A 25,470-nucleotide genomic window follows, 5' to 3' on the forward strand; every position below is an offset into this window, starting at 1 on the left:
GCCGAGGCTGCCGTTTTCATTGGCGTCGACCTGGTTTTCACTGGAAAAATACACAAGTAAAAACACGGTGTTAGCTAGTACTCCTCACCGGTCAACTCATCGATAATGCGCCATCCGGCGGCAACTCTCAAGCATTAGATAGCCAATTCAAATGCTGAATCACAGATTGAACTAACTTTGCAAAAAGTGACAAAAAATCGTGATTTACATCACGCATTTAAACAAAAAGCGGGGTATGCTGGATTCACCAAGACGGAAAGACAGAGAGGTAAGTTATATGACATTGAACATTACCAGCAAACAAATGGATATCACTCCCGCAATCCGCAATCACGTCGAAGACCGTCTCACCAAACTGGAAAAATGGCAGACCCAGCTGATTAACCCGCATATCGTCTTATCCAAAGAACCGCAGGGGTTTGTCGCCGATGCTACCATTACCACGCCTAACGGCCCGCTGGTCGCCAGCGCCAAACATGATGACATGTATACCGCCGTTAATGAGCTGATCGCCAAGCTGGAGCGCCAGCTGAACAAAGTGCAGCACAAAGGCGAAGCGCGCCGCTGCAACGCCAGCGTGAAAGACATCGTGCCGGAAGTCATGCAAGAGCAGGAATAACCGTCCGACAGCGATTGCCGCATCAAACGCGCCCGAGGGCGCGTTTTTTGTCGGGTATTTTTGTTGACGGGCTAAAGGCCAGCGGTTACTTTAAAACCTGTTCACATTAACCTTAGGTAGACCATGCCACGCACACCGTTTTTCTTCGCATTCTTTTTTACCTTCCCCTGACTGGGAGGCGTTTCGTCGTGTGAGAAAGAATGCGAAGACGAACAACAAGGCCTCCTGGAGACAGGGGGCTTTTTTTATGGCTGTTTTACAACGAATAAGAACAGAAGGCGGAAGCTGATTATGACTGACAACCCGTTATTGGTGCTGCGCGAGCGCATCAGCGCACTGGACTTGAAACTGTTGGCCCTGCTGGCGGAACGCCGTGAGCTGGCGATCGAAGTCGGCAAGACCAAGCTGCACTCTCACCGCCCGATCCGCGACAAAGAGCGCGAACGCGATCTGCTGGATGCGCTGATCGCCGCCGCCAAACCTTACGACCTGGACGGCTTCTACGTCACCCGTCTGTTTCAACTGATTATCGAAGATTCCGTCCTGACCCAGCAGGCGCTGCTGCAGCACCAGCTCAACCCCGTCAGCCAACACTCCGCCCGCATCGCCTTTCTCGGCCCGAAAGGCTCTTATTCGCATCTGGCGGCACGCCAATACGCCGCCCGCCATTTCGATCGGCTGATCGAATGCGGCTGCCAAAAGTTTCAGGATATCTTCGCCCAGGTGGAAACCGGTCAGGCGGACTATGCCATTCTGCCGATCGAGAACACCAGCTCCGGCTCGATTAACGAGGTGTACGATCTGCTGCAACACACCAGCCTGTCGATCGTCGGCGAACTGACCAACCCGATCGACCACTGTGTTCTGGTGGCCGGCGACAGCGACCTGGGCCAGATTGAAACCGTCTACAGCCACCCGCAGCCGTTCCAACAGTGCAGCCAGTTCCTTAACCGCTTCCCGCACTGGAAAATCGAGTACACCGAAAGCACCGCCGCGGCGATGGAGAAAGTCGCCAAGCTGAATTCGCCGAAGGTGGCGGCGCTGGGCAGTGAGGCCGGCGGCGCGTTGTACGGGCTGCAGGTGCTGGAACACAACCTCGCCAACCAGCAGCAGAACATCACTCGCTTCATCGTCCTGGCGCGCAAAGCGATCGACGTATCTGAACAGGTGCCGGCAAAAACCACGCTGATCATGGCGACCGGCCAACAATCCGGCGCGCTGGTCGAAGCACTGCTGGTTCTGCGCGACAACGGCATCATCATGACCAAACTGGAATCACGCCCGATCAACGGCAATCCGTGGGAAGAGATGTTTTATATCGATGTGCAGGCCAATCTGCGTGCCGACGCGATGCAAAAAGCGCTGCGCGATCTGGCGCCAATCACCCGCTCGCTGAAGGTCCTGGGCTGCTACCCGAGCGACACCGTGGTGCCGGTCAACCCATCCTGAAACCATAAAAAAAGGTTCGGCCAAGCCGAACCTTTTACGTTTACCGCCCGCGTTTTACTGCCGGCTGTCGTTAGCCTGCCGCAACAGCGTGCGGCTCTCCACCAGGAAGCGCTGGGCGTAATCGCCGAACCAGTGCTCCACCTTGCGGAAACTGTCGATAAACGCCTGTTTGTCGCCATGCTCCAACAGCGTTATCGCCTCGCCGAAGCGCTGGTAGTAACGTTTAATCAGCGCCACGTTTTCCTCCGACGACATGATGATATCGGCGTAAAGCTGCGGATCCTGCGCAAACAGGCGGCCAACCATCGCCAGCTCCAGCCGGTAGATCGGCGAGGAGAGCGCCAGCAACTGCTCCAGTTGCACGTTCTCTTCCGCCAGATGCAACCCGTAGGCGAAGGTGGCGAAGTGGCGCAGCGCCTGAATAAACGCCATGTTCTGATCGTGTTCGACCGCGCTGATGCGATGCAGCCGCGCGCCCCACACCTGCAGCTGTTCAAGCAGCCACTGGTAAGCCTCCGGCTGGCGGCCGTCGCAGTAAACCACCACCTGCTTCGCCACGCTGCCCACGTCCGGGCCGAACATCGGGTGCAGCCCTACCACTGGGCCGCTGTGCGCCGCCAACATCGCATGCAGCGGGCGGTTCTTCACCGACGCCAAATCCACCAGAATACAGTCGGCAGGCAGCGTCGGCAGGCGGCTTATCACCTGCTCGGTCACGTGGATCGGCACGCTGACGATCACCATGCCGGCGTCTGCCAGCAGCTGTTCCGCCTGCGGCCAATCTTCCTGATCCAGTACCCTGACCTGATAACCCGACAGCGTCAGCAAGCGGTTGAACAGCCTTCCCATCTGGCCGTTACCGCCGATGATGACGATCGGCCGCAGCTGCGGACACAAAGTTTTAAAGCCTTTATCGTTCTCGCTGACGTAGGATTCGCGCATCACGCGGCGCAAAACGTCCTCGATCAAATCCGGCGGCACCCCGAGGTTTTCCGCCTCCTGGCGACGCGAGGCCAGCATCGCGGCTTCGCGCTCCGGTACGTAAACCGGCAGGCCATGACGGCTTTTGACTTCGCCCACTTCCGCTACCAGATGCAGGCGTTTCGCCAGCAGACCCAGCAGCGCTTTATCCACCTCATCGATTTGATCGCGCAGCGCGGTCAGTTCTGCCACCATAACTTACTTTTCTCCCGTACGGGCCGCCAGCGCAGCGCCGAGTTCCTGATGCATATGGCGCAACAGGGTTTCCGTGCTCTCCCAGTTGATGCAGGCGTCGGTGACGGACACACCGTAACGCATGTCTGCACGCGGCTGTTCGGAAGACTGGTTGCCCTCATGCAGATGGCTCTCCAGCATAATGCCGGTGATTGAGCGGTTGCCCGCCTTGATCTGCTCCACCACGGACTCGGCCACCGCCGGCTGACGGCGATAGTCTTTATTCGAGTTGCCATGGCTGCAATCTATCATCAAGGACGGGTGGAGTCCCGCCTCAAGCATCTGTTTTTCACAGGCCGCGACGTGCTCAGCACTGTAGTTCGGCGTTTTGCCGCCGCGCAGGATCACGTGTCCGTCCGGGTTGCCCTGCGTCTGCAGCAGGCAAACCTGGCCTGCCTGGTTGATGCCGACGAAGCGGTGCGGCATAGCGGCGGCGCGCATGGCGTTGATGGCGGTACCCAAGCTGCCGTCGGTGCCGTTTTTGAACCCGACCGGCATCGACAGGCCGGAGGCCATTTCTCGGTGGGTCTGAGATTCGGTGGTGCGCGCACCGATCGCCGACCAGCTGAACAAATCCCCCAGGTACTGCGGGCTGTTCGGATCCAACGCTTCGGTAGCCAACGGCAAGCCCATGCCCACCAGATCCAGCAACAGGCGACGCGCGATATGCAAGCCTGCCTCAACGTCAAACGAACCGTCCATGTACGGATCGTTGATCAAACCTTTCCAGCCGACAGTGGTTCTGGGTTTTTCAAAGTAGACGCGCATAACGATATACAGCTGATCGCTCAAGTCAGCCGCCAGGGTTTTCAAACGACGGGCATAGTCCAGCGCCGCGTCCGGATCGTGGATCGAACAAGGCCCGCACACCACCAACAGGCGATGATCGCGCCCCTGCAAAATGTTGGCGATAGTGTTGCGCGCAGTGGCGATCTCATTTTCGTCGTCGGCGCTGAGCGGGAACTGGTTTTTCAGCTCCTCCGGCGTGATGAGAACCTGTTCTGCACTGATGTGTACGTTATTGAGCGCGTCTTTTTGCATGATGCTATTCCTGTCGTTTGGCGTTATGCGTTGAAATGGAACATTGAGCGTTTCAGGGCTCTACCCTATCACGATATGTAAAGTTTTCAATCCATTTCCCGTAAATAAAAAATTACCGTAATCATCCCGATTAAATCACATCTGAAAAAGGCTTGTAAAAAACAATTAAAACACAATAAATACATGACATTAATAAATCACAAAGCCCGTCCCCCCACATTAGCCACCCGGTCTAAGAAAAACGAACATTCGTAAATAAATCTGTACATCTAGTTTTACAGCGAAAATACGCCGCCGATCTCGGCACCGACGCCAGTGCGAAGCAGGATCAGCACGAAATGCCGCCAAAAGCGATGATTTTAAGTAGAAGAAAAGCGAATAAATGAGGGATAAAAATTAAAAACTTAAGCTAATGGCGGCTATTTTTGTCGCCGAAATGAACCGATATAATGTGACCGTCATCAACAATAACTCCCCTTAACAACTGGATCCAAGATGCTCTCTTCTCGCGCTCGTCGCGCTTTTCCGCTGTATATTTGCTGCTTAACGACTTTCACCAGTGTTTCAGCCCTTGCCGACAATACGCTTTTCACCGCGATGGACGATCCGGCCACCGCCAAGAAACCGTTCGAAGGCAACGTGCAGGCGGGCTACAACGCCCAGTCAGGCAACTCGCAGAGCTCCACCCTGTTGGCCAACACCAACATGACCTGGTTCAACAGCGACGCGGCGTACAGCCTGTGGGGGGCGGCCAACAACACCACCTCCTCCAACGTGCGCTCGTCCGAAAAATACCAGGCCGGTGGCCGTACGCGCTATAACCTGACCGATCGCAACTACCTGTTCGGTCAGGCCAGCTGGCTGAGTGACCGTTTCAACGGTTACGATTCACGCTCCACGCTGACCGGCGGCTACGGCCGTCAACTCCTTAACGGGCCGCTCAGTGACCTGCGGGTGGAATTCGGTCCCGGCGTGCGCCATGACGAATACCATGGCGGCGGCCGCTCGACCAAGGGGCTGGCCTATGGTGCGGCCAACTATTCCTATCAGTTGACCGACAACACCAAGTTCATTCAGGGCGTTTCCGCGCTGGCGAACGAAGAAACCACGCTGAACTCGGAAAGCGCGTTGAACGTGGCGATCAACGATCGCTTCTCATTGCGCGTTGCTTACACCGTGACCTACAACAGCAAACCGCCGGCCTCAGCGCCGAAGAACACAGATACCACCACCTCGGTCACGCTGGTCTACGGCCTGTAATCTCCCCCCATTATTTCTCGAAGCCCATCATCGATGGGCTTTTTTTATGCCGCCCCCTCCCTCTTTTGCACAATCTGCTAAAAATATTCACCTCACCCATTGACGACTTTAGCAAATAGCTTAATACTGTATGCATATACAGTAATTATCATACAGACCAGGAGCATGATGGATATCGATAGCAAGCTGTCTCACATTGATGCCTCCGGCTCCCGAGATTCTGTAAACGAAGCGAGCATAATGCTATGGAGAAAATAACCTCATTCATCACCTACGCCATGGCGCTGTTTCTCGCCTGGCTCGGCAAGCTGTCTCCGCAGGACATTGCCTTTTTAGTCGGTGCGGCGGTAGGCATCGGCACGTTTCTGGTGAACTGGTACTACCGACGTAAAAGCCTGCAGATCTTGAAGGCCATTGAGCGCAATGCGACATCGCGGAGGAAAATTTACGATGAGTGCAACCGTTAAGCGCTGCAGCGTCGCCGCCGTTTTGGCCATCGCCGTGCTGTTGCCGTCATTTGGCGAGCTGCAAACCTCAGAAGCCGGCCTCAGGCTGATCGCCGATCTCGAAGGTTGCCGCCTGTCGCCGTACCAGTGCAGCGCCGGGGTGTGGACGCAGGGCATTGGGCACACCGCTGGCGTCATCCCTGGTAAAGCGATTGATGAACACAAAGCCGCGATGGATTTGGTCGACGATGTTCGCCGCACCGAGCGCGGCATGGCCGCCTGCCTGCCGGATACGCTCTCGCAACAAACCTATGATGCGGCGATCGCCTTCGCCTTCAATGTGGGCGTCAGCGCAGCCTGCCACTCTACGCTAGTCGCGCTGCTGCAACAGCGCCAGTGGCGGCAGGCCTGCGATCAGCTGCCACGCTGGGTTTACGTAAACGGAAAGAAAAACAAAGGGCTGGAACAGCGACGCGCCATGGAACGCGCACTGTGCTTGCAGGGCATTGCCTCATGATGACGAGTTCGCTCGCCAAAGGTGATGCCACACCAATTTCACTTAATTTGTTCAAGGGGGTTCTTATGATGCACTGTCCACTATGCGGTCACGTGGCCCACACTCGCTCCAGCCGCTATCTGAGCGAGTCGACCAAAGAGCGTTACCATCAATGCCGCAACATCAATTGCAGCTGCACATTCGCCACGCACGAGTCCGTCGCGCGGGTGATCGTCAAACCTGGCGATGACATTATCCCGGCTCAGCCTCACCCGCCGGAGAGTCAGCAGAAACACAGCGCCGCAGCGCTGTAATGCAAAAAGCCTGCTTATGCAGGCTTTATTATGTTGGCGGTGCGCAGACGAAATCTCGCAAATGCAACATGTCGAGGTTTTAAGATAAAAAAAGGGGTTGGCATAGGCCAACCCCTGATAACTATTAACTTTTGGATGCAGCGTTAGTTAACGCGGTTCAGACGCTCTTTGATACGAGCAGCCTTACCAGTACGTTCACGCAGGTAGTACAGTTTAGCTTTACGAACGGCACCACGACGTTTAACAGTAATGCTGTCGATTACTGGGGAGTGAGTCTGGAATACGCGCTCAACACCTTCGCCGTTGGAAATCTTACGAACAGTGAATGCAGAGTGCAGACCGCGGTTACGGATAGCGATAACCACGCCCTCGAATGCCTGCAGACGTTTTTTGCTACCTTCAACGACCCATACCTTCACTTCCACGGAATCACCCGGACGGAATGCAGGTACGTCTTGTTTCATCTGCTCTTGTTCAAGTTGCTTAATAATGTTGCTCATAATATGTCTCTTACCCTAGGTAAACTGATATATCGGTCCCGTCTGATGTCAGACGTTTCCTTCATAGTCCTGTTGCCTGGCCTGATGTTCCCGTTGGAACTCAGCCAGCAACACCGCTTGCTCGTCAGTCAGAGCTAGGCTTTCTAGAAGTTCAGGTCTTCTAAGCCAGGTTCGGCCCAGCGACTGCTTTAAGCGCCAGCGACGTATCTCGGCATGGTTGCCCGACAGCAGAACCGGCGGTACCTCCATCCCTTCCAACACCTCGGGGCGGGTATAGTGCGGGCAGTCCAGCAATCCGTCGGCGAAGGAGTCTTCCTCCGCTGAGGCCTGATGGCCCAGCACACCCGGTATGAAACGGGCGACTGAATCAATCAGGGTCATCGCCGGCAGTTCCCCGCCGCTGAGAACGTAATCGCCGATTGACCATTCTTCGTCAATTTCGGTTTGGATTACGCGCTCGTCTATCCCTTCGTAACGGCCGCACACCAGAATCATCTTCTGATTGGCCGCCAGTTCGCACACGCCAGTTTGATCCAGCTTGCGCCCCTGAGGTGACAGATAAATCACCTTTGCTCCCTCGCCTGCCGCTGCTTTCGCCGCATGAATGGCTTCCCGTAAAGGTTGCACCATCATCAGCATTCCCGGGCCGCCGCCGTAAGGGCGATCGTCCACGGTACGATGCCGGTCGTAGGTGAAGTCGCGCGGACTCCAACACTGCACGCTCAGCAGGCCATTTTTTACTGCCCGGCCAGTCACCCCGTAATCGGTGATAGCGCGGAACATCTCAGGAAACAGGCTTACAATACCGATGAACACAAGCCAATCCCCTTACCGTTATTCCACTTGCTTCGACCGTTTGATCCGGGGGTCAAAAACCAGGATCCCAATCTGCCTCAATCACGCGAGCAGTGAGATCGACTTTCTTGATAACCTGCCCATGAAGAAACGGAATCAACCGCTCCTTCATGCCGAACGCATCTTTCAGGTTCGCTTTCACAACCATCACATCGTTCGAGCCGGTTTCCATCATATCGATGACTTTACCCAGCTCGTAGCCGGCGGAGGTGACTACCTGGCAGCCCATCAGGTCTTTCCAGTAGTAATCATCACCCTCCAACGGAGGAAGTTGATCGGAATCCACCATAATCTCGCGATTAGTCAGCAGATTCGCCGCGTCCCGATCGTCAATGCCTTTGACTTTGATGATCAGATCCTGACTGTGGCGCTTCCAGTCTTCCAACTCGATATGCTGCCACTGACCCGCCTGCTGGATAAACCACGGCTGATAGTCAAAAATGCTTTCGGCGTTCTCGGTGGATGAAAACACTCTGAGCCAACCACGAATGCCGTAAGCGGAACCCATTTTACCGAGTACAATCGGCTGCTTAGGCGCTACCGGTTTGAGTTGCTTGCTCATTGCCACCACCGCGACAGATTAAGCTGCTTTCTTAGCGTCTTTGATCAGCGCGTGAACGCGATCAGAAACGGTTGCACCCAGACCAACCCAGTGCTCGATGCGGTCCAGGTCCAGACGCAGTGCTTCAGCCTGACCGGAAGCGATCGGGTTGAAGAAGCCTACGCGCTCGATGAAACGACCATCACGAGCGTTGCGGCTGTCGGTCACTACTACTTGATAGAACGGACGCTTTTTAGCGCCGCCACGTGCCAAACGAATTGTTACCATAACATCCTCTTTAGTTAATAAAACAGCCGGGCCCCATTGAGGGACGGGGCCCGGTTGCAATATAAAAAGCCCGAAAATTTTACTCATTTTGGCGCAAAAAGCAATCTAAAGCGTCGATCGCAGGGGACAACTTTTGCAGCCTGTCAAATTTCGGACGGTTTTCACCGCGAACGGCGAATGCTGAAAGCGCCCGCACTCGGCGTGCGGAAGCCCGTCAGCGGCCAGGGAAGCCCGGCGGCATCATACCTTTCATGCCGCGCATCATCTTCGCCATACCGCCTTTTTTCATCTTCTTCATCATACGCTGCATTTCGTCGAACTGCTTCAGCAAGCGGTTGACGTCCTGCACCTGCATGCCGGCCCCCATCGCGATGCGGCGCTTGCGCGAGCCCTTGATGATTTCCGGTTTGGCACGCTCTTTCAGCGTCATCGAGTTGATGATCGCCTCCATGCGCACCAGCACTTTGTCGTCCATCTGCGACTTGACGTTGTCCGGCAGTTGGCCGGCGCCCGGCAGCTTGCTCAGCATATTGGCCATGCCGCCCATGTTGCGCATCTGCTTGAGCTGCTCCAGGAAGTCGGTCAGATCGAAACCGTCGCCCTTCTTCAGCTTGTTGGCCAGCTTCTCCGCCTGCTCGCGGTCGACCTTGCTTTCGATATCTTCGATCAGCGACAGCACGTCGCCCATGCCCAGGATGCGCGATGCCACGCGATCCGGGTAAAACGGCTCCAGCGCTTCGGTCTTCTCGCCGACGCCAAGGAACTTGATCGGCTTGCCGGTGATATGGCGGATGGACAACGCGGCACCGCCGCGCGCATCGCCGTCGACCTTGGTCAGCACCACGCCGGTCAGCGGCAGCGCTTCGTTAAACGCCTTGGCGGTATTGGCGGCGTCCTGGCCGGTCATGGCGTCGACCACGAACAGGGTCTCCACCGGCTTGATCGCCGCGTGCACCTGTTTGATCTCGTCCATCATCGCTTCGTCAACGTGCAAGCGGCCGGCGGTATCGACAATAAGGACATCGTAGAACTTCAGCTTGGCCTGTTGCAGCGCGCGATTGACGATGTCGATCGGTTTTTCTTTGACGTCAGACGGGAAGAAGTCGATGCCGACGCCTTCCGCCAAGGTTTCCAGCTGTTTGATCGCCGCCGGGCGATAAACGTCCGCGGAAACCACCAACACTTTCTTCTTCTGTTTTTCTTTCAGGAACTTGCCGAGCTTACCGACGCTGGTCGTTTTACCGGCCCCCTGCAGGCCCGCCATCAGCACCACCGCCGGCGGCTGGGCCGCCAGATTCAGCTCGGTGTTGACTTCGCCCATCGCGGCGATCAGCTCGCCCTTGACGATCTTGACGAACTCCTGCCCCGGCGTCAGGCTTTTGTTGACTTCATGGCCAACCGCGCTCTCTTTGACGCGGTTGATGAAGTCGCGCACCACCGGCAGCGCAACGTCCGCTTCCAGCAATGCCATGCGCACTTCACGCAGGGTTTCCTTGATATTCTCTTCGGTCAGCCGCCCGCGGCCGCTGATATTGCGCAACGTGCGCGACAATCGATCGGTTAAATTTTCAAACATCGTCTCATGCTCAACGTGTAATGACAGGCCGCTCCGGCGACACAATTGCGCCGATGATAACACGAAGCGCGCAGGATCTCTGCCTCAGCGTTGGAGATAGGTTGGAGTGAAACGCGCGCAACGCTATACTGACACTCCAATTAACCACGCCGAAGCAAAATTAAACGTTATGCCAGTTTTCTCCATTGTGGCTTTGATGGCCTACCTGCTCAGCCTTGGACTGATCATTCCCAGCTTGTTGCGGAAGAACAGCGCATACCGTCGGCTCGCCCTCGTCTCGGCGGTGGTGGCGTTGATTTGCCACGCCATCGCGCTGCAGCAGCGCATCTTTGACGTCAGCGCCGGGCAGAATCTCAGCCTGCTGAACATTGGTTCTATCGTCAGCCTGATCATCTGTTCGGTGATGACCTTCGTCGCTTCACGCGATCGCGGCTGGTTCCTGCTGCCAATCGTCTACAGCTTCGCGATGATCAATCTGGCCTTCGCCAGCTTCATGCCCGGCGAGTTCATCACTCACCTGGAAGCCAGCCCGGAATTGATGGTGCATATCGGCCTGGCGCTGTTCTCTTACGCCACCCTTATCATCGCCGCGCTCTACGCCTTACAGCTCGCCTGGCTCGACTACCTGTTGAAAAACAAAAAGCTGACCTTCAGCGCCGACATGCCGCCGCTGATGAGCATCGAGCGCAAGATGTTCCATATCACCCAGATCGGCGTGGTGCTGCTGACGCTCACCCTGTGCACCGGCCTGCTGTACATGGATAATCTGTTCAGCAAAGAGAACGTGCATAAAGCCGTGTTGTCGATCATGGCCTGGTTCGTGTATATCGTGTTGCTGTGGGGCCATTACCATGAAGGCTGGCGCGGCCGCCGCGTCGTCTGGTTCAGCTTCGCCGGCGCCTTCCTGCTGACGCTCGCCTACTTCGGCAGCCGTCTGATTCAACAGGTGATGGTGCGCTGAGCCAGCCCGGTTCAACTTTCCCTCTCTATAAGGAATACTGCATTGGAGCATGTGTCGACGGGGACCCTCATCATTATCCTGGTGATCATGATCGTGGTCTCCGCTTACTTCTCCGCCTCCGAAACCGGCATGATGACGCTCAACCGTTATCGCCTGCGCCACCTGTCCAAGCAGGGTAACCGTTCGGCGCGCCGGGTGGAGAAGCTGCTGCAAAAACCGGATCGGCTGATCGGCCTGGTGCTGATCGGCAACAACCTGGTCAACATCCTCGCTTCGGCGCTGGCGACCATCGTCGGCATGCGGCTGTATGGCGATCTCGGCGTGGCGATTGCGACCGGCGTTCTAACCTTCGCCGTGCTGTTGTTCGCCGAAGTGCTGCCGAAAACCTTCGCTGCGCTCTATCCGGAACGCATCGCCTTCCCCAGCAGCGTCCTGCTGGCCCCGTTGCAAAAGGTGATGTTCCCGCTGGTCTGGTTGCTCAACGGCATCACCAGCCTGACCTTGCGCCTGTTCGGTATCCGCACCAACGTGCGCATCAGCGACGCCGTCAGCAAGGATGAGCTGCGCACCATCGTGCGTGAATCCCAGTCGCAGATCTCCCGCCGCAATCAGGACATGCTGATCTCGGTGCTGGACCTGGAAAAGGTGACGGTCAACGACATCATGGTGCCGCGCACCGAGATCGTCGGCATCGACGTCAACGACGACTGGAAGTCGATCATGCGCCAGCTGACCCATTCGCCGCACGGCCGCATCGTGCTGTATCGCAGCTCGCTGGACGACGCGATCGGCATGCTGCGCGTGCGCGAAGCCTATCGCCTGATGACCGAGAAAAAAGAGTTCAACAAAGAGAACCTGCTGCGCGCCGCCGATGAGATCTACTTCGTACCGGAAGGCACGCCGCTCAACGTGCAGCTGGTGAAGTTCCAGCGCAACAAAGAGAAGGTCGGCATCGTGGTCGACGAGTACGGCGACATTCAGGGCCTGGTTACGGTGGAAGACATCCTCGAGGAGATCGTCGGCGACTTCACCACCTCGATGTCGCCGACGCTGGCGGAAGAAGTCACGCCGCAGAGCGACGGCTCGGTCTTGATCGACGGTACCGCCAACGTGCGGGAGCTGAACAAGGCCTTTAACTGGACTTTACCCGCCAATGAAGCTCGCACCGTCAACGGCATGCTGCTGGAAGAACTGGAAGAGATACCCGAAATCGGCACCCGGGTGCGTATCGGCCATTACGATATCGACATTCTCGACGTGCAGGGCAATATGATCAAACAGGTGCGGGTCACGCCGATCACCTCGCTGCAGTCGAGCGTCGGCCATCATTAACCCTCCGCCAGAACGTAAAAAAGACGCGAAATCGCGTCTTTTTTTATCTCTGCGGGCCACGCACGACTAGATATGCAGTTCCTGCAGCTTCTCTTTCGGCAGCGCCAGTTCGTCGTTGTGGTTCACCACCACGCCGTTATCCAGAATGTGCTTGGCGATTTCCTGCGCTTCTTCCAGCGAGTGCATGTGGTAGGTACCACACTGGTACTCGTTCAGCTCAGGGATCTTGCGCTGGTCGGTCACTTTCAGCACGTCTGCCATCGCCGCTTTCCAGGCATCGGCAACGCGCTGCTCTTCCGGCACGCCGATCAGGCTCATGTAGAAACCGGTGCGACAGCCCATTGGGGAGATGTCGATAATCTCCACGCCCTGGCCGTTCAGGTGGTCGCGCATAAAGCCGGCGAACAGGTGTTCCAGCGTGTGAATGCCGCGTTCGGGCATCACTTCCAGGTTCGGGCGGCAAAAGCGCAGATCAAATACCGTGATGGTATCGCCATGAGGCGTTTTCATGGTTTTCGCAACGCGGACAGCCGGGGCTGCCATACGGGTATGATCGACGGTAAAGCTATCCAGCAATGGCATTTCGCTACCTCCTCGTAAAAGAGCATTTATTTCGAAACTTTTTTTCCTAACCGGGAAACCTTTTCCAACCCTGCGAGTCTGAGTATGTGAAAGACGCGCATTTGTTATCATCATCCCTGTCATCAGAGATGCATATTTGGCCACATTGATGTGGCCTTTTTCTTTTTCAGCTTCCGCCGTTTTGCTTCAGGAACGCTTCAAAGCTTAGCGTATCATTGGCTTCTATGTCGCGTTGACGCTGCCAAGAGGCTTCCCGCTCTTTATCCAGCTCGGCTTCGTTCAGGATTTCCAACGGTTCTTCCAGCAATGTCTGGCGATACTGCTCCGCCAGCTGCAGACCGACGCGTCCGGTGCCTTCCGCCTTCATCGCCTTCAGAATGCGCGCGGAGAAAGTCAGCTCAGGATCGTCAAACGCGGCGACCAGCTCATCGCACACCTGCTGGTATTGACGGTTGCCGGCTTCGCCGTCCAACACTTCTGCTACCCGACGCAGATCGGCGAACAGCGCCTTGCCCACTTTTTCCAGCGGTTCATGGCTGGCGCCACAGCCGATGCCGATGGTCTGGCCCGGCTTGCGCCCTTCCAGAATCACCCGGTTCCAGTTCTTGCGCGTGCACAGCAGTTCATCGCTGCTCATCTCCGGCGCATCGGCCAGCGCGCACCACACAAGGAACAGATCCAGGAAACGCGCCTGCACCGCATCCACGCCGATCGGCGAGAACGGGTTGATATCCAACGAACGCACTTCGATGTATTCGATACCGCCGCGCAGCAGCGCGTCTGACGGCGTCTCGCCGCTTTTGGTCACGCGCTTCGGCCGGATCGGCGCATACAGCTCGTTCTCGATTTGCAGCACGTTGCTGTTCAACTGCAGGTAGCGATCACCCTCTTTCACGCCCAGCTTGGCGAACTCTTCGGAAGGCGTAACGATCGCCCGCTTCAAACCGGCCACATAGCTGTGCAGATCGTTGAAGGTAATGCCCAGATTACTCTGCGATTTGTTGGTGTAACCCAGGTCGCTCAAACGCAGCGAGGTGGCGTACGGCAGGTAGCACATCCCCTGCTCGGTGCGTTCGAACGGCAGAGTGGTCTCGCGCCCTTTGAGGAACGAAGAACAAATGGCCGGCGATGCACCGAACAGATACGGGATCACCCAACCGAAACGGTAGTAGTTGCGGATCAGACGGAAATACCCCGCCGAGATCTGCTCTTTACCACTTTCTGCGTCCTGCACGCCAGCCCAGGCCTGCCAAAACTCCAGCGGCAGCGAGAAGTTGTAGTGCACGCCGGAAATGGTCTGCATCAGCGCGCCATAGCGATTCTTCAACCCTTCGCGGTACAGCGTCTTCATGCGGCCGATGTTCGACGAACCGAACTGCGCCAGCTCAATATCCTGCTCGGCTTCGATAAAGCACGGCATGCTGAGCGGCCACATGCGCTCATCGCCAATGTTGCGCGCCACGTAGCGATGAATATCGCGCAGGAACGTCAGCAAGTGATCGATATTGTCATCAACCGGCGTAATGAACTCTAACAGCGCCTCGGCGAAATCCGTGGTGATCCAGTGATGCGTCAATGCCGCCCCCAGCTTTTCCGGATGCCCGGTAGTCGCCAAGGTGCCGTTCGGCGTGACTCGCAGCGTTTCACGCTCGATGCCGCGACGAATGCCTTTTAATGCCTGAGGATGGGCTTCCAACCAAGAAAGCGCCTGTGATACGTCCGGGATCAAATTGACCTCCCGCTTCTAAAAACAATAACTCGTAAGCATACTGAATCCGCACCCGAGAGAATATTGAGTTATATTCACTTGGTTACTGCCACCAGGCGATGCCCTGTACCGTTATCATAGCCAAAACGATGTAACGCAGCGCTTTTCCGATACACAGAAACAGCGCGACAGAGCCCCAGGGCATGCGCAGCCAACCTGCCAACACGCACAACAAATCGCCCACCACCGGCACCCAGCTGAGCAACAGCGCAGCCGGGCCGAAGCGTTGCAGCCACCCGAGCGCCGTTGCCAGCCCCCGCTGTGGTTTCAACGCCGGTAACAGGCGCCCGATAATGACATTGGTCAAGCCGCCCAGCGTGTTGCCCAGGGTCGCGGCCAGCACCAGCAATTCCGGCGAGACGCGACTCTGGGTCAGCAAAGCGACCAGAACGATTTCTGAATTTCCCGGCAGCAGCGTCGCACTGAGGAAGCTGCTGCCAAATAACGATATTACGGCTAGCGTACTACTCACAGCGTGCGAACGTCTACCACGTCCATACCGGCGCTTTTTGCCGCCTGAATGCCGAACTCGGCGTCTTCAAACACCACGCACTTTTCCGGCGGCACGCCGATAAGTTCGGCGCAACGCAGGAAGGTGTCCGGCTCCGGTTTATGGCGCTGTACGTCGTCCGCACCGACGATCGCGTCGAAGCAGTTGAACAGGCCGAGATGACGCAGCAGCATTTCCGCCATGCGGTGCTCGCTGCCGGTACCGACCGCCATCGGACGGCGACCGTGATAGGATTTTACCACCTCGATCAGCGGCAACGGGCGCACGCTGTCCAACAGCATCGCCTCCACCGCGCGGGTTTTCTCCGCGGCCAAGTGATGGGGATCGAGATCGGCCTGGTGGCTGGCGATAATCGCCTGAGCGATGCGCCAGGTCGGTGAACCGCTCAGCGCCACCATAGCCGCTTCATCAAACGTCATGCCATAACGTGACAGCACTTCACTCCACGCTTTGCGGTGCGTTGGCTCGGTGTCCAGAATCGTGCCGTCCATGTCGAAAATAAGACCCTGATAGCGGTCGTACATCGTTACTCCATGATCGTTGAGGAAAGAAAACTACTTTAGCGTAAAGCCGTTGGGTTGTCGCTGACTGCGTCATAGCGGAATGTGCTGTGATCGATCGGGTACAAAGCAGGAAAGGGGGGAAGAGAGAATGGCTAAATGCTGAAAAGCGAAAAACCCGCCAGGGCGGGTTTCTCTTAGATGGTGTATCCGGGAGGATGATTCGGCGCCAACGCCTCACCCTGCGGGCCGTTGCTAAAGCAACGTTATCCTCCCCAAGGACACTTTCTTTTTACCACCCGCATGACGATTTCTCTTCGCGATACGGGAGGTTAAACATGGTGCATCCGGGAGGATTCGAACCTCCGACCGCTCGGTTCGTAGCCGAGTACTCTATCCAGCTGAGCTACGGATGCATGACTGTTTTTGCCGCTTGTCTGTTTCACGAATAACAGAAAAGCAAAAACCCGCTAAGGCGGGCTTCTTTTAGATGGTGCATCCGGGAGGATTCGAACCTCCGACCGCTCGGTTCGTAGCCGAGTACTCTATCCAGCTGAGCTACGGATGCATTACTATTTTTACCGCGTGCCGGCTTTGCTAATAAAGCCAGACTTGAAGAATGGTGCATCCGGGAGGATTCGAACCTCCGACCGCTCGGTTCGTAGCCGAGTACTCTATCCAGCTGAGCTACGGATGCACAGGAATTCTTTTTTGATACCGTATGGTACGTTGTTACTACCCCACCATACTGCAAAATATGGTGCATCCGGGAGGATTCGAACCTCCGACCGCTCGGTTCGTAGCCGAGTACTCTATCCAGCTGAGCTACGGATGCAAATGGCGGTGAGGCGGGGATTCGAACCCCGGATGCAGCTTTTGACCGCATACTCCCTTAGCAGGGGAGCGCCTTCAGCCTCTCGGCCACCTCACCATACGCTTCTTTCGAATTGTGCCTAACTTGCTTTGGAGAAGCTCATCGGCACTGCGTGGCGCACATATTACTTTCTCCGACTTTTAAGTCAAACAATTTTTCCCAACTCATGCGCGTTTGCACAATTCGCACCCAACATGGGCGATTTCACGGCAAAAAGGGCGTTTAATCAACAGGCAACCGCAACGTCTGCAGCAATAAAGCAGGAAACTCACCGGGAAAATAATCACGAAAAAGAGAGGGGAGAACGAAAGAAGTGGGTAAAACGATGCAGTAGCGTCTCGTCTGGCAACGAGACGCTGCTTCGGAATCAGTAAGTCGTCTGCTGAGACTTCTCTGCCTGAATGCGCTGATAGATTTCTTCACGGTGAACTGAAACCTCTTTGGGGGCGTTCACACCAATACGCACCTGGTTGCCTTTTACCCCTAGCACAGTGACCGTAACCTCATCGCCAATCATGAGGGTTTCACCAACTCGACGAGTCAGAATTAACATTCTTTGCTCCTTGAAAGATTAAAAGAGTCGGGTCTCTCAGTTTCCCCGTCATTATCCATCATATGTGGTGAAAACGTAAGCCGCACAATCCACAATAAGTGTAAGCAGACTTGGTCCCACCTCAGATAATGGTAAGTTTAGCCGACCAGAAAAACTTTGTTCCCGCAATTGTAACTAAATTGTGTTAGCACAGTATGAAAACGCCATAATCAACAAAGTATTATGGCGTTTGTCCGTGCTATTTATTTATGTTCACAGCTTTGAGGCCACCCAGGCTTCTACGCTGTTTAACGCCGCTGGCAGAGCGTTGATATCCGTCCCCCCCGCCATCGCCATATCCGGGCGACCACCGCCCTTGCCGCCGACCTGCTGCGCCACGTTGCCGATCAACTCGCCGGCTTTCACGCGGTCAGTCAGATCCTTGGTCACGCCCGCGACCAGGCTGACTTTGTCATCAGCCGTCGTCGCCAACACGATAATGGCCGAACCCAATTGATTTTTCAGGTCATCCACCATGGTGCGCAGCATTTTGGCTTCGACATTGTCCAACTGGCTGACCAACAGCTTCACGCCGTTAACCAGTTTCGCCTGGCTGGACAGCGACGCGCTTTCCTGCGCCGCCTGCTGATCTTTCAGTTGCTGCAGTTCTTTTTCCAGCGCGCGGGTGCGATCGAGCACCGAGCGCACTTTATCGGTCAGGTTGTTGCTGTCGCCCTTCACCAACTGCGCAACGTCTTGCAACAAATCGCTTTGCTGGTGCAGCGTGGCGATAGCGCCTGCGCCGGTCACCGCTTCAATACGGCGGATGCCCGCCGCGGTGCCCGACTCGCTCAAAATGCGGAACAGGCCGATATCGCCGGTGCGGCTGGCGTGGGTACCGCCGCACAGCTCGGTGGAGAAGTCGCCCATGGTCAGCACGCGCACGTTGTCGTCGTACTTCTCACCGAACAGCGCCATTGCGCCCTTCTCTTTGGCGTCTTCCAACGCCATCAGCTCGGTCTGCACCGGCAGGTTACGACGCACCTGCTGGTTCACCAGATCTTCCACCGCGCGGATTTGTTCCGGCTTCATCGCTTCGAAGTGCGAGAAGTCGAAACGCAGGTATTTGTCGTTAACCAGCGAGCCTTTCTGCGCAACGTGATCGCCCAGCGTTTGGCGCAGCGCAGCGTGCAGCAGGTGAGTCGCGGAGTGGTTCAGGCGAATGCTGTTGCGGCGCTCGGCGTCGATCTGCGCATCCACGCGATCGTTCAGCTTCAGCGAGCCCTGCGCCAGTTTGCCTTGGTGGCCGATAGCCTGACCGTATTTCTGGGTGTCATTGACCACAAACTCGGCGCCGGCGGCTTTCAGCACGCCTTTATCGCCGACCTGGCCGCCGGATTCACCGTAGAACGGCGTCTCGTCCAGCACCACCACCGCCTCTTCGCCGGCGTTGATCTGCTCGACCGGCTGGCCGTCACGGAACAACGCGATCACCGTCGCCTGCTGCTCGTCGTGATCGTAGCCGCTGAACTGGCTGCTGCCATCCACGCGGATCAGGCTGTTGTAGTCGGCGCCGAAGCCGCTGGATTCGCGCGCGCGGCGGCGCTGCGCTTCCATCGCTTCTTCAAAGCCCGCTTCGTCGACTTTCAGACCGCGCTCGCGGCAGACGTCAGCGGTCAGATCGACCGGGAAACCGTAGGTATCGTACAGACGGAAAGCGGTTTCGCCGTCCAGAGTATCACCCTGCAGCTTGGCCAGTTCTTCGTCCAACAACGCCAGACCACGCTCCAGCGTGCGGGCAAACTGCTCCTCTTCGGTTTTCAGCACCTGTTCCACCAGCGATTGCTGGCGTTTCAGCTCGTCGGCCGCCGGGCCCATCACTTCGATCAGTGGCGCTACCAGCTTGTAGAAGAAGGTATCTTTCGCGCCCAGCATGTTGCCATGACGGATCGCGCGGCGAATGATACGACGCAGCACGTAGCCGCGGTTTTCGTTAGACGGGATCACGCCGTCAGACACCAGGAAGGCGCAGGAACGAATGTGGTCGGCGATAACGCGCAGGGATTTGTTATCCAGATCGGTCGCGCCGGTCACTTTCGCTACGGCGGCGATCAGGGTACGGAACAGGTCGATCTCATAGTTGGAGTTCACATGCTGCAACACCGCCGCGATGCGCTCCAGACCCATGCCGGTATCCACCGAAGGTTTCGGCAGCGGCAGCATGGTGCCGTCGGACTGACGGTTGAACTGCATGAAAACGATGTTCCAGATCTCGATGTAGCGGTCGCCGTCTTCTTCCGGGCTGCCCGGAGGGCCGCCCCAGATGTGATCGCCGTGATCGTAGAAAATCTCGGTGCACGGGCCGCATGGGCCGGTATCACCCATCTGCCAGAAGTTATCTGAAGCGAAAGGCGCGCCCTTGTTATCGCCGATGCGGATAATGCGCTCGGCCGGTACGCCGATTTGCTTCTGCCAGATGTCGAATGCTTCGTCATCGGTTTCATACACGGTGACCCACAGTCTCTCTTTCGGCAGGTTGAACCAGTTTTCACCGGTCAGCAGTTCCCACGCGTAGCTGATCGCGTCGTGCTTGAAGTAATCGCCGAAGCTGAAGTTACCCAGCATTTCAAAGAAGGTGTGGTGACGAGCGGTATAACCGACGTTTTCCAGGTCGTTATGCTTGCCGCCTGCGCGCACGCAGCGCTGCGAGGTGGTGGCGCGGGAATAGGCGCGTTTGTCGAGCCCCAGGAAAACATCCTTAAATTGGTTCATGCCGGCATTGGTAAACAGCAATGTCGGATCATTGTTAGGCACCAGGGAGCTGCTTGCTACAACCTGATGACCCTTACTATGAAAGAAATCGAGAAACGCTTGACGGATCTCAGCGGTGCTCTTGCTCATAATTTTCCTGGAAAGGCTAGAATAACGACACGTGAGCCGGTGGCGCGTCATCCCGACGATGACAACCAGCTCACGAACAAAAAGTGGGGATAAGATAAATTTTCTTCAGAGGGAAGTAAAACCCCGTGTGCGCTCATTGCGCAAAATCACGGTAAATTGACTGAATTTCTTCCTGGAAGAAACCGCGATAGAGCAGATAACGCTGCACTTTGGCTTTCTCTTTCCAGTCGGTTGGCAACGCATCGCCAAATTTTCGCTGCGCCACCTGTTTCGCCTGTTCGCACCAGTCGATATCGCATTCCGCCAACGCGTCCTGCACCAGCGCTTTATCCACGCCCTTTTGCATCAGTTCGCTGCGGATGCGCTGCGCGCCATAACCCTTGCGGCTGCGGCTGCCGATGTAGCTGTGTGCGAAACGCTTATCATCCAGCCAGTTGTGCTGGTAACAGTAGGCGATAACCTGATCGATCAGCGCAGGATCCACCGGCTCTTCGGCCACCGGCGGTGATGCCGGTGCTTGTGGCCCCTTACCGCCAAACCGGGCTTTCGCCACAAACGGCTGCGCCGCAAGTTTGCGGCGCAGTTCAGCTTCACTATGATCGCGTTGCGACAGCAGGCGCATGGCGCGGCTTAGCAAGTCATTCATCATTCAAGCCTGAATTCAGAGGATATGCGCCACATATACGGCGGCGCACATCTCAGCGATTAGAACTGCTCGCTGGTTTCCGCTTCGTCGTCTTCGAAGTCGTCACCGGAAGCAGCCACCAGCTCACCGCCGCTGTGCAGCAGCAGGTCGCGCAGCTTCTTGTCCAGCTCGGCGGCGATAGCCGGGTTTTCTTTCAGGAAGTTACAGGCGTTCGCCTTGCCCTGACCAATCTTCTCGCCGTTATAGCTGTACCAGGCGCCGGCTTTTTCGATCATCTTGTGCTTCACGCCCAGATCGACCAGTTCGCCGCGGCTGTTGATGCCTTCGCCGTACATGATTTGGAACTCAGCCTGTTTGAACGGCGCAGCGATTTTGTTCTTCACCACTTTCACGCGGGTTTCGCTGCCCACCACTTCGTCGCCTTCTTTGATGGCGCCGATGCGGCGGATATCCAGACGCACCGAAGCATAGAACTTCAGGGCGTTACCGCCGGTCGTGGTTTCCGGGTTGCCGAACATCACACCAATTTTCATACGGATCTGGTTGATGAAGATCAGCAGGGTATTGGCGTTTTTCAGGTTGCCGGCCAGTTTACGCATCGCCTGGCTCATCATGCGCGCCGCCAGGCCCATGTGCGAATCGCCGATTTCACCTTCGATTTCCGCCTTCGGCGTCAGCGCCGCCACGGAGTCGACGATGATGACATCAACCGCGCCGGAGCGGGTCAGCGCATCACAGATTTCCAGCGCCTGCTCGCCGGTATCCGGCTGGGAGCACAGCAGGTTGTCGATATCGACGCCCAGCTTTTTCGCATAGATAGGATCCAGCGCGTGTTCGGCGTCGATGAACGCACAGGTTTTGCCTTCGCGCTGCGCAGCGGCGATCACCTGCAGCGTCAAAGTGGTTTTACCGGACGATTCCGGGCCGTAGATTTCTACGATGCGGCCCATCGGCAGGCCGCCGGCGCCCAGGGCGATATCGAGTGACAGTGAGCCGGTGGAGATCGTTTCCACGTCCATGGAGCGGTCTTCACCCAGGCGCATGATGGAGCCTTTGCCGAACTGTTTCTCAATCTGGCCCAGTGCCGCAGCTAACGCCTTTTGCTTGTTCTCATCAATAGCCATTTTTGCTCCTTCGTTTCGCAATGCCGGTGTTACCCCCACACTGCCACTGAATGTATGTTGTGCAGGAAATGTCACTAATTATACTGTATAGTCATACAGTATCAAGCCTAATTTACAAAAATTCGTCGATGGCGGTTTGCAGCGCGAAAATCGTCGCCTGCAGCCGCACCGCATCGCGGTCGCCCTCGAATTGCATCTTGCGCGAAAGCCCCCGGCCATCGCTGCTGGCAAAGCCGAACCACACGGTGCCGACCGGCTTTTCCACGCTGCCGCCGTCCGGGCCGGCGATGCCGCTCACCGACAGCGCCAGATCGGCCTGCGCCGCCCGCAGCGCCCCTATCGCCATCTCGCGCACCACCTCTTCGCTGACCGCGCCGTGCGCCATCAACGTCGCTTCGCTCACCCCCAGCAGATCATGTTTCGCCGCATTGCTGTAGGTGACGAAACCGCGATCGAAATAGGCGGAGCTGCCGGCGATATCGGTGATGGCCTTGGCGATGCCGCCGCCGGTGCAGGATTCCGCGCAGGTGATCCAGCGGCCCTGCGCCTTCAGTTTTTCCCCCGCCAGCACGCTGAGCCGGCGCAGTTGGTTTTCACTCATAACCCCTCCCTCGCGAATTCAGGTATATGCGCCCGATAGTAGCATTTATCAAGGCGACGCGGCGGCCGGCGCGCAGAAATGCGCAGCGCCTCGCAGGAGGTGCGGTTTTAAGCGCCCGGCCAAGCTGCTAGTATCAAAAGAAGCGCCCCATTGAGCGGCGGCGCACCAGCACAAGGAACATCACGGAGGCGGCGCGCTGCGGCGGCGGCCTCAGGGCGCACCAGAAGAGATTAGGATGATAGCGTGAAAAAAACGTTGGGCGTATTCTTGCCGTTGTACACCACCACCCTGTTGCTGCTGTTGGGCTCAGGCCTGCTCACCACCTATGTCTCGCTGCGGCTGGCCTCCATCCACGTCAGCAGCGCGCTGATCGGCGCCATCATCGCCGCCAACTACATCGGGTTGGTGATCGGCGGCAAGGTCGGCCACTTTCTCATCGCCCGCGTCGGGCATATCCGCGCCTACGTGGCCTGCGCCGGCATCATCACCGCTGCGGTGCTGGGGCACGGTCTGACGGCGTTCATTCCCGCCTGGGTCGCGCTGCGTCTGGTGATCGGGCTGTGCATGATGTGCCAGTATATGGTGCTGGAAAGCTGGCTGAACGACCAGGCGGAATCCAACCAGCGCGGCATGGTGTTCGGCTTCTATATGGCGGCGACCTATCTCGGCATGTCGCTGGGTCAGATAGTGCTGATGCTGCAAAGCAACCTGGGCATCAGCACGCTGCTGGTGATCGCGCTGTGCTTCGCGCTTTGTCTGGTGCCCATCGCTCTCACCACCCGCACCAATGCGCGCCACATGTCGCCGGCCCCGATGGAGCTGCGTTACTTTGTCGGCGCCATTCCCAAGGTGCTGGCTACCACGCTGGTGATCGGCATGGTGGTGGGCTCGTTTTACGGCCTGGCGCCGGTCTACGCCAGTCTGCAATCCTTAACCACTCAGCAAACCGGCCTGTTCATGGCGCTGGCCATCTTCGCCGGGCTGGTGGCGCAGTTCCCGCTCAGTTGGCTGTCGGATCGCTATAATCGCCCGTTGCTGATGCGCCTCAACGCCATTTTTCTGATCGTGGCGGCGCTGCCGCTGGCGCTGCTGCCGCACATCGATTTCCCGCTGCTGCTGGCGGTCGGGTTCGTCGTCAGCATGTTGCAATTTACGCTCTACCCGTTGGCGGTGGCGCTGGCCAACGATCTGATCGAGCCGGAACGCCGCGTCTCGCTGGCCGCCTGTCTGCTGATGGCGTTCGGCGTCGGCGCCAGCATCGGGCCATTGGCGGTCGGCGCGCTGATCGAGCCGCTGGGCGGCAATATCCTGTACGCCTTTTTCGCCCTGTGCGGCGTGCTGCTGGCGGCCCTCAGCCGCACGGCGAAAGCGGAGGAACCGCAGTTGGCGCAGGACGCGCCGGTGCCGCACATTCCGCTGCCGGACAGCCTCACCAGCTCGCCGCTGTCGCCGGCGCTCAATCCGACCTTCGATGAACAGATCATTCACGACACCATGCCGCCGCCGGAAGCGGCGCCCGAGGTCGACGAGCCGCAGCCCGAAGCACAAGAGGCGGAGCCCTTGCCTCAGGGCGCCGATCCGGAAGAAGACACCGGCCTGAAAAAGGCGCACGCCATGCTGTAAACGGCGGCGTTACAGATCCTGGAAGGAGCCCAACAGAAAACCGCGTTCGGCGATCGCCGCTTTCAGCGTCGGCGCGGTCAACACATCCAGCTCGACGAGGCGCGGATGGCAGTATTGGCTCTGCAGGATCGTCGCGTCGAGGAACGCCGGGTGGCACATCATTTCCAATGATTCTGCGCCCTGCTCGTCGGCGCGCGCCAACCTTTGCAGGAACAACGTTTCGGAAATCGTCTCACCGTAGAATCCCGCGTCAAAAGCGTCAGTGCTATAGGGGGCATGCAGCGTGATGCCACGCCGTTTCGCCTCTTCGCGATCGAGACGCAGCGGCAGACCCTGCGCTTGCGCGAACGCCTCCACCAGCGGATAAATTTGCGGCTGCATATGCACATGGTGGTGGCTGTCGATATGCGTCGGCGGCCGGCCGAACAGCGTCACGAAGCGCGTGAACTGGCGCTGCAGCTCCTCGTGAATTTCGTCCAGCTGCAGCTCGCCGGCCTCGGCGCGGCGCCACAGCCATTTGCCCAGTTCGCCATGTTCGTTGACCAGCGAAGGCATGGCGCCCAGCGGCTTGCCATGGGTCAAAACGAAATGCAGCCCAATCGGCAACCCCGGATATTGCCGGCTGAGCGCCGCCGCGTGCTGCGCGCCGCCGCCGTTCACCATCGCCGTGGTGGAGGAAACGACGCCATGCTGATACGCCTCGATGACGCCATAGTTCTGCCCTTTGCTCAGGCCGAAATCATCGGCATTCACGATCAGTAGTTTTTCCATAGAGGCTCCCGCGGGATGGATTTTTGGCAAGGGAAGGCCGACCGCTCGGCGCGGCATTCCCCCTTGTTAAGGTAAAAATCAAATGATTAACCGACCGGCGCCCTGAAGCTCATCGGCATATCGGCGTTGATACTGATCGGGAGC

The 25,470-nt window shown here is 57.3% G+C and carries 28 protein-coding genes, 5 tRNA genes and 1 other annotated feature; of the genes, 11 read left to right on the top strand and 22 right to left on the bottom strand.

Annotated features, from left to right (window positions below; translation table 11 throughout):
• Positions 1-277: 277 nt before the first annotated feature.
• From raiA to pheA, 3 genes are all read left to right on the top strand, one after another.
• Positions 278-619, top strand: coding sequence for a ribosome-associated translation inhibitor RaiA (gene raiA / locus ACMGF9_RS19525; protein ID WP_414160376.1), 342 nt, complete (start codon positions 278-280; stop codon positions 617-619).
• Positions 620-741: 122 nt separating this feature from the next.
• Positions 742-868 (top strand) — a sequence feature (Phe leader region).
• Entirely contained in the window at positions 743-790 is a 48-nt protein-coding gene (locus ACMGF9_RS19530; protein WP_101428074.1) for a hypothetical protein, read from the top strand. Its footprint overlaps the feature before it by 48 nt.
• Before the next feature lie 42 nt (positions 869-910).
• Positions 911-2,068, top strand: a complete 1,158-nt coding sequence (pheA, locus tag ACMGF9_RS19535) for a bifunctional chorismate mutase/prephenate dehydratase (protein WP_004932460.1) — start codon at positions 911-913, stop codon at positions 2,066-2,068.
• Positions 2,069-2,122: 54 nt separating this feature from the next.
• On the opposite strand, the gene tyrA is transcribed toward pheA, so the two are convergent.
• Together tyrA and ACMGF9_RS19545 are read right to left on the bottom strand one after the other, a co-directional pair.
• Entirely contained in the window at positions 2,123-3,244 is a 1,122-nt protein-coding gene (tyrA, locus tag ACMGF9_RS19540; RefSeq protein WP_004932463.1) for a bifunctional chorismate mutase/prephenate dehydrogenase, read from the bottom strand.
• A gap of 3 nt (positions 3,245-3,247) precedes the next feature.
• Positions 3,248-4,324 carry a 3-deoxy-7-phosphoheptulonate synthase gene (locus ACMGF9_RS19545; RefSeq protein WP_004932466.1) on the bottom strand — a complete coding sequence of 359 codons (1,077 nt, stop codon included), beginning with the start codon at positions 4,322-4,324 and terminating at the stop codon, positions 3,248-3,250.
• 495 nt (positions 4,325-4,819) lie between these two features.
• Between ACMGF9_RS19545 and ACMGF9_RS19550 the strand changes: the two genes are divergently transcribed.
• The 4 genes from ACMGF9_RS19550 (at position 4,820) to ACMGF9_RS19565 (ending at position 6,840) form a co-directional block, all read left to right on the top strand.
• Positions 4,820-5,584 (top strand): YdiY family protein, encoded by a 765-nt coding sequence (locus tag ACMGF9_RS19550; RefSeq protein WP_004932469.1) that lies wholly within the window; start codon positions 4,820-4,822, stop codon positions 5,582-5,584.
• 245 nt (positions 5,585-5,829) lie between these two features.
• Positions 5,830-6,051 (top strand): HP1 family phage holin, encoded by a 222-nt coding sequence (locus ACMGF9_RS19555; RefSeq protein WP_004932472.1) that lies wholly within the window; start codon positions 5,830-5,832, stop codon positions 6,049-6,051.
• A complete protein-coding gene (locus tag ACMGF9_RS19560) occupies positions 6,035-6,547 on the top strand; it encodes a lysozyme (RefSeq protein ID WP_015376709.1) in 513 nt (170 codons plus the stop codon). Before ACMGF9_RS19555 ends, ACMGF9_RS19560 begins: the two co-directional genes overlap by 17 nt.
• 65 nt (positions 6,548-6,612) lie before the next feature.
• On the top strand, positions 6,613-6,840 hold the full coding sequence (locus tag ACMGF9_RS19565; RefSeq protein WP_021505301.1) for an ogr/Delta-like zinc finger family protein: 228 nt from the start codon (positions 6,613-6,615) through the stop codon (positions 6,838-6,840).
• A 143-nt stretch (positions 6,841-6,983) separates the two neighbouring features.
• Here ACMGF9_RS19565 and rplS read toward each other — a convergent pair whose 3' ends face one another.
• The 5 genes from rplS to ffh all read right to left on the bottom strand — a co-directional run bounded on the left by rplS (position 6,984) and on the right by ffh (position 10,600).
• The gene (gene rplS, locus ACMGF9_RS19570; protein WP_015376707.1) at positions 6,984-7,340 is read right to left on the bottom strand and encodes a 50S ribosomal protein L19; all 357 of its coding nucleotides are present in this window, start codon (positions 7,338-7,340) and stop codon (positions 6,984-6,986) included.
• A 48-nt stretch (positions 7,341-7,388) separates the two neighbouring features.
• On the bottom strand, positions 7,389-8,156 hold the full coding sequence (trmD, locus tag ACMGF9_RS19575) for a tRNA (guanosine(37)-N1)-methyltransferase TrmD (protein WP_004932485.1): 768 nt from the start codon (positions 8,154-8,156) through the stop codon (positions 7,389-7,391).
• A 52-nt stretch (positions 8,157-8,208) separates the two neighbouring features.
• Positions 8,209-8,757, bottom strand: a complete 549-nt coding sequence (gene rimM / locus ACMGF9_RS19580) for a ribosome maturation factor RimM (RefSeq protein WP_015376706.1) — start codon at positions 8,755-8,757, stop codon at positions 8,209-8,211.
• Positions 8,758-8,775: 18 nt separating this feature from the next.
• Complete coding sequence (gene rpsP / locus ACMGF9_RS19585) at positions 8,776-9,024, bottom strand: 30S ribosomal protein S16 (RefSeq protein ID WP_004932501.1); 249 nt, start codon at positions 9,022-9,024, stop codon at positions 8,776-8,778.
• A 214-nt stretch (positions 9,025-9,238) separates the two neighbouring features.
• Entirely contained in the window at positions 9,239-10,600 is a 1,362-nt protein-coding gene (gene ffh / locus ACMGF9_RS19590) for a signal recognition particle protein (protein WP_004932504.1), read from the bottom strand.
• A gap of 169 nt (positions 10,601-10,769) precedes the next feature.
• Here ffh and ACMGF9_RS19595 point away from each other — a divergent pair, with 169 nt between their 5' ends.
• Together ACMGF9_RS19595 and ACMGF9_RS19600 are read left to right on the top strand one after the other, a co-directional pair.
• On the top strand, positions 10,770-11,561 hold the full coding sequence (locus ACMGF9_RS19595; protein WP_004932506.1) for an inner membrane protein YpjD: 792 nt from the start codon (positions 10,770-10,772) through the stop codon (positions 11,559-11,561).
• Positions 11,562-11,603: 42 nt separating this feature from the next.
• Entirely contained in the window at positions 11,604-12,893 is a 1,290-nt protein-coding gene (locus ACMGF9_RS19600; protein ID WP_053091190.1) for an HlyC/CorC family transporter, read from the top strand.
• Between the two features lie 66 nt (positions 12,894-12,959).
• On the opposite strand, the gene luxS is transcribed toward ACMGF9_RS19600, so the two are convergent.
• From luxS to alaS, 11 genes are all read right to left on the bottom strand, one after another.
• The gene (luxS, locus tag ACMGF9_RS19605; protein WP_004932513.1) at positions 12,960-13,475 is read right to left on the bottom strand and encodes an S-ribosylhomocysteine lyase; all 516 of its coding nucleotides are present in this window, start codon (positions 13,473-13,475) and stop codon (positions 12,960-12,962) included.
• A 166-nt stretch (positions 13,476-13,641) separates the two neighbouring features.
• Positions 13,642-15,204, bottom strand: a complete 1,563-nt coding sequence (gene gshA, locus ACMGF9_RS19610; protein WP_015376703.1) for a glutamate--cysteine ligase — start codon at positions 15,202-15,204, stop codon at positions 13,642-13,644.
• Between the two features lie 82 nt (positions 15,205-15,286).
• On the bottom strand, positions 15,287-15,715 hold the full coding sequence (locus ACMGF9_RS19615) for a YqaA family protein (protein WP_004932520.1): 429 nt from the start codon (positions 15,713-15,715) through the stop codon (positions 15,287-15,289).
• The gene (yqaB, locus tag ACMGF9_RS19620; protein ID WP_004932523.1) at positions 15,712-16,278 is read right to left on the bottom strand and encodes a fructose-1-phosphate/6-phosphogluconate phosphatase; all 567 of its coding nucleotides are present in this window, start codon (positions 16,276-16,278) and stop codon (positions 15,712-15,714) included. Before yqaB ends, ACMGF9_RS19615 begins: the two co-directional genes overlap by 4 nt.
• A 315-nt stretch (positions 16,279-16,593) precedes the next feature.
• Positions 16,594-16,670, bottom strand: a tRNA-Arg gene (locus tag ACMGF9_RS19625).
• A gap of 75 nt (positions 16,671-16,745) precedes the next feature.
• Positions 16,746-16,822: transfer RNA gene (locus ACMGF9_RS19630), tRNA-Arg, on the bottom strand.
• A 52-nt stretch (positions 16,823-16,874) separates the two neighbouring features.
• A tRNA-Arg gene (locus tag ACMGF9_RS19635) sits at positions 16,875-16,951 on the bottom strand.
• Positions 16,952-17,012: 61 nt separating this feature from the next.
• A tRNA-Arg gene (locus tag ACMGF9_RS19640) sits at positions 17,013-17,089 on the bottom strand.
• A gap of 3 nt (positions 17,090-17,092) precedes the next feature.
• Positions 17,093-17,185: transfer RNA gene (locus tag ACMGF9_RS19645), tRNA-Ser, on the bottom strand.
• Positions 17,186-17,495: 310 nt separating this feature from the next.
• The gene (csrA, locus tag ACMGF9_RS19650) at positions 17,496-17,681 is read right to left on the bottom strand and encodes a carbon storage regulator CsrA (protein ID WP_004091602.1); all 186 of its coding nucleotides are present in this window, start codon (positions 17,679-17,681) and stop codon (positions 17,496-17,498) included.
• A gap of 252 nt (positions 17,682-17,933) precedes the next feature.
• The gene (gene alaS, locus ACMGF9_RS19655) at positions 17,934-20,561 is read right to left on the bottom strand and encodes an alanine--tRNA ligase (protein WP_004932534.1); all 2,628 of its coding nucleotides are present in this window, start codon (positions 20,559-20,561) and stop codon (positions 17,934-17,936) included.
• Between alaS and ACMGF9_RS19660 the strand changes: the two genes are divergently transcribed.
• Positions 20,511-20,654: a hypothetical protein gene (locus ACMGF9_RS19660; protein ID WP_162180460.1), complete on the top strand. Its 144-nt coding sequence runs from the start codon at positions 20,511-20,513 to the stop codon at positions 20,652-20,654. The two genes, alaS and ACMGF9_RS19660, sit on opposite strands and share 51 nt — an antisense overlap.
• 40 nt (positions 20,655-20,694) lie before the next feature.
• On the opposite strand, the gene recX is transcribed toward ACMGF9_RS19660, so the two are convergent.
• The 3 genes from recX to pncC all read right to left on the bottom strand — a co-directional run bounded on the left by recX (position 20,695) and on the right by pncC (position 22,932).
• A complete protein-coding gene (recX, locus tag ACMGF9_RS19665) occupies positions 20,695-21,207 on the bottom strand; it encodes a recombination regulator RecX (protein ID WP_076740952.1) in 513 nt (170 codons plus the stop codon).
• A gap of 59 nt (positions 21,208-21,266) precedes the next feature.
• Entirely contained in the window at positions 21,267-22,331 is a 1,065-nt protein-coding gene (recA, locus tag ACMGF9_RS19670; RefSeq protein ID WP_004932541.1) for a recombinase RecA, read from the bottom strand.
• A 112-nt stretch (positions 22,332-22,443) separates the two neighbouring features.
• Complete coding sequence (gene pncC, locus ACMGF9_RS19675; RefSeq protein WP_015376700.1) at positions 22,444-22,932, bottom strand: nicotinamide-nucleotide amidase; 489 nt, start codon at positions 22,930-22,932, stop codon at positions 22,444-22,446.
• Positions 22,933-23,175: 243 nt separating this feature from the next.
• Between pncC and ACMGF9_RS19680 the strand changes: the two genes are divergently transcribed.
• Positions 23,176-24,555, top strand: coding sequence for an MFS transporter (locus ACMGF9_RS19680; protein ID WP_015376699.1), 1,380 nt, complete (start codon positions 23,176-23,178; stop codon positions 24,553-24,555).
• A 9-nt stretch (positions 24,556-24,564) separates the two neighbouring features.
• Here ACMGF9_RS19680 and chbG read toward each other — a convergent pair whose 3' ends face one another.
• A complete protein-coding gene (chbG, locus tag ACMGF9_RS19685; RefSeq protein WP_021505307.1) occupies positions 24,565-25,326 on the bottom strand; it encodes a chitin disaccharide deacetylase in 762 nt (253 codons plus the stop codon).
• Positions 25,327-25,470 lie beyond the last annotated feature (144 nt).

It is taken from the genome of Serratia sp. BNK-23 (assembly GCF_047456145.1).
Taxonomy (GTDB): Bacteria; Pseudomonadota; Gammaproteobacteria; order Enterobacterales; family Enterobacteriaceae; genus Serratia; species Serratia nematodiphila.